Origin of the sequence: Sphingomonas sp. (assembly GCF_035758555.1) — a bacterium.
Classification (GTDB): Bacteria; Pseudomonadota; Alphaproteobacteria; order Sphingomonadales; family Sphingomonadaceae; genus Sphingomonas_B.
The window spans coordinates 1-3,409 of the sequence record NZ_DASTXI010000005.1; the positions used below are offsets into that span (position 1 = coordinate 1).

The window sequence follows — 3,409 nt, forward strand, 5'->3', positions numbered from 1 at the left end:
GCTATGACCCGGAAGTCCGAGCTCGGCCGCGAGCTTCGAGCTGCCCCAGCTCAACGTAATGCCGCTGCCGCCGTGGCCGTAATTGTGGACCAGCGCCTTGTCGCCGAGCTGGTCGCGGCGGACGACGAAGCCCTGGCGCCGGTACGGCCTCAGCCCGGCCACGGCGCGGATGAGACGGCTTGGGTCCGCGTCGACCGGCGGCAGCGGCGTGCAGTCGCCGAAGGATTTCGTGCCGACGGTGGCGCAGCCGGACAGGAGCGCGGCACTTCCGAGACTGAAAGACCTGCGATCCAGCAACATCCGTTCGTCCTGAGCTTGTCGAAGGACTGCCTTCTTACTTGCTGCGAAACCGAAAGACAGGGCTTCGAGAGGCTCAGTGCGAATGGTGAAATCTATTCGACCGTCTCGATCGTCAGCCGGTCGTTGGTGAAGACGCACACTTCCGATGCGATCTGCATGGCGCGGCGGGCGAGGATTTCCGGGTCGGCCTCATATTCCTGCAGCGCGCGTGCGGCGGAGAGCGCATAATTGCCGCCGGAGCCGATCGCGGCGATCCCGCCTTCGGGTTCGAGCACGTCGCCGTTGCCGGTGAGGATCAGCATCTGCTCGGCGTCGGCGACGATCATCAGCGCCTCGAGGTTGCGCAGATACTTGTCCGTCCGCCAGTCCTTCGCGAGCTCCACCGCGGCGCGCAGCAGCTGCCCGTTATATTGCTCCAGCTTCTTCTCCAGCCGCTCGAACAAGGTGAAGGCGTCAGCCGTCGCTCCCGCGAAGCCGCCGATGACCTTGCCGTCCGCGCCGATGCGGCGCACCTTCTTCGCGTTGGGCTTGATCACCGTATTGCCGAGGCTGACCTGGCCGTCTCCGGCGATCACCGTCTTGCCGCCCCGCTTCACGCCGAGGATCGTGGTTCCATGATATTGTTCCATGCCCGGCATGTGGGAAAGCGCGCGAACCGCTGCAACTAGGCGGCGGCTTCGAACCGCCGGTCCGGGATGAACCAGGCCAGCGAGATCGCGACATAGATGGCGACCGAGATGGCGGGATGGACGAAGGCCGCGGCGAAGCCAGCGGTGTACCCGACGAAGCTCAGCCACTCCTTCAGCCGCGGCCCGGTCGCCGTGGCGACATGCGAATGCTCGCCTTCCGCGGCGATCAACGCCCGTTCGAGCAGCATGTAAGAGAAGGCGGCCATCATCAGCACGCCGCCGTAGGCCGCGACCGGCCAGGCGACGATGCCCGCCTCGCCCATCCAGCGGATCTCGTAGGGCACGAGGCTGAGCCAGAAGAGCAGGCTGAGATTGGCCCACAGCACCCGCCCATCGACCTTACGCGAGCCCTGCATCATGTGATGGTGGTTGTTCCAGAAGATGCCGACGTTGACGAACGACAGCAGATAGATTCCTAGGAACGGCATCATCTCGCGAACGCCTGCGAACGTCGGCTCGTCCGGCAGGCGGATCTCCAGCACCATGATGGCGATGATGATGGCGATCACGCCGTCGGTGAAGGCGTTGAGGCGATCGGGTTTCATGCGTCAGGCGCGCCCGGCGAACATGAAGGCCGCTGCCCCGACAATGCAGGCGAAGGCGCCTATGTAGCGCCAACCCACCGGCTCCTTCAGGACAAGCGCGGCGAACACCGCGAAGACGCTCAATGTGATCACCTCCTGGATGATCTTGAGCTGCCCGCCCGAGAAGCCGTGCGCATAGCCGTAGCGATTGGCCGGCACCGCGAAGCAATATTCGATCAGCGCGATGCCCCAGCCGATCGCGATCGCGGCGAGCAGCGGCATCTTCGGAAACCTGAGGTTGCCGTACCAGGCGATGGTCATGAAGATGTTCGAGATCGTGAGCAGCGCGACCGTCAGCATTGCGCGCCCCTAATGCGCGCTCGCGGGAGCGGCAACGGGGATGCACGGGCTCACGTCTTCGGCCGCCCGGCGCCCGGTTCGACGCCGGCCTGCGCCCTTATCCATTTGATCAATTCGTCGAGCTGGATTGCCTGCTCGGTGGCGAGCTCGCGCTCGGCGAGAGAAAGTCGGTCTTCGCCGGCGGCTTGAGCAGCTCCGCCGGAGGAAGCGGATAATCGGGACACTGCCGCTGCTCCGGCAGCGCCGCGATCGGCTGCGGGGCTTGCGGCTTGGCCCCGCAGGCGCTGAGCAAGAGTGCGAGCGGCGGCAAGGCGCGCTTCAAAGTCATTCGACGTCCTTTCGTTGATGGCGCGCTGCTCGGCGGCGACGCGGGCGAGGTTCGCCCGGTCGGCGGCGCGTGCGGCTTCGGCCGCTGCGCGGTAGTTGGCGACGGTTCCGGCAAGGGCCGCTTCGCCGGCATGGTAGAGCTGCTCGAACTGGCCGCTTTGCTTCTTCCAGTGGCGGGTCTCGCCTTTCTGGATGATCAGCAGCAGCCCGAGCGCGATGCTGACCGCGAGCCCCGCGATTCCCTGGATGTTGAGCAGCCGGAAGATCATTGCTCGCGGTCGGCCTCGAACGAGGCGCCGTCGCGGCCTGCGGTGACCTTGAAGCGCCCGACCGGCCCGCCGGCCAGCAGGCCGACGATGACCACGATCATGGCCGCGATGAACCCGCCGAGCGCCCAGCCGAAGATGGTGACGATGGTATGCTCCTCGGCCGGGCTCCAGCCGCCCCACATCAGCAGCGCGACCATGAACCCCGCGGCGGCTCCGCAGAACATCCCCGCGGCCGAGGCGAGCAGACCGTAAATGTAGCGTTGGCCCTCGGCGAAGGTGCCTGGTGGGGGAAGCGGTCTCATCCAAATCTCTCCTCGAAAAGTCCCAAAAGTCACAGCCTTACGCGCGCGTGCGCGCGTCACCGCTCACCAATTCGGTTCGCGAGCCAGCCGTAGAGGAAGGACTCATTGGCTGGCCGGCGTTCCGCAAGGCGGAGATAGCGCTCGCCCTGCAGCGCCTCGATCGCGCGGAGCAGCACGCGTTGGCCGCTGCTTCGTCCGCGAATGTCGAGGAACGTGTCGAGCGCGGCGAGCGTGCGTGGACCGATCCGTCCGTCGGGCACCAGGTCGGGATAATCGGCGCCGTTGCGGTTCAGCGCGGTCAGCGCGCGCTGAAGAAAGGTCGCCGCCACCGCCGGGCCCATATTGACGCCGGTGTCGAACAGCTCTGCCGCAACCTGCGGACTGCGCTCCGCCACTTCATCTAAGCGAGGCCGCAGCCAGTAGAGCCTGCGGTAGATTGCCGCGGCTTCTTCGCGCGGCAGCTGCCGCATCGCGCCGCGATAGCCGTTGGCGCGCGCAACGGCTTCGGTAATGCCGAAGCAGGTCGGCCCGCCCTTGTCGGCGGAGTTGTTCACATAACCGCCCTCGCGCTCGATCAGGGCATCGATCAGCCCATCGACGTCGATAGTTTCGTCCACCTCACCTCTCCTACTCACCGA

Annotated in this window: 7 protein-coding genes; all 7 read right to left on the reverse strand. The window is 66.1% G+C overall.

Annotation, left to right across the window (positions count from 1 at the left end):
* On the reverse strand, positions 1 to 300 hold a 300-nt coding region (locus VFT73_RS00195), incomplete at its 3' end, for an FAD-dependent oxidoreductase (protein WP_326408074.1).
* Between the two features lie 92 nt (positions 301 to 392).
* Positions 393 to 938, reverse strand: coding sequence for an ATP-dependent protease subunit HslV (gene hslV, locus VFT73_RS00200; RefSeq protein ID WP_326408075.1), 546 nt, complete (start codon positions 936 to 938; stop codon positions 393 to 395).
* 26 nt (positions 939 to 964) lie between these two features.
* Complete coding sequence (locus VFT73_RS00205; RefSeq protein ID WP_326408076.1) at positions 965 to 1,534, reverse strand: TMEM175 family protein; 570 nt, start codon at positions 1,532 to 1,534, stop codon at positions 965 to 967.
* Between the two features lie 3 nt (positions 1,535 to 1,537).
* Positions 1,538 to 1,873 (reverse strand): DMT family protein, encoded by a 336-nt coding sequence (locus tag VFT73_RS00210; protein WP_326408077.1) that lies wholly within the window; start codon positions 1,871 to 1,873, stop codon positions 1,538 to 1,540.
* Positions 1,874 to 1,923: 50 nt separating this feature from the next.
* Positions 1,924 to 2,469 carry a hypothetical protein gene (locus tag VFT73_RS00215; protein WP_326408078.1) on the reverse strand — a complete coding sequence of 182 codons (546 nt, stop codon included), beginning with the start codon at positions 2,467 to 2,469 and terminating at the stop codon, positions 1,924 to 1,926.
* Positions 2,466 to 2,771, reverse strand: a complete 306-nt coding sequence (locus tag VFT73_RS00220; protein ID WP_326408079.1) for a hypothetical protein — start codon at positions 2,769 to 2,771, stop codon at positions 2,466 to 2,468. The genes VFT73_RS00215 and VFT73_RS00220 overlap by 4 nt, the downstream gene beginning before the upstream one ends.
* Positions 2,772 to 2,827: 56 nt before the next feature.
* A complete protein-coding gene (locus VFT73_RS00225) occupies positions 2,828 to 3,376 on the reverse strand; it encodes a glycoside hydrolase family 108 protein (RefSeq protein ID WP_326408080.1) in 549 nt (182 codons plus the stop codon).
* Positions 3,377 to 3,409 lie beyond the last annotated feature (33 nt).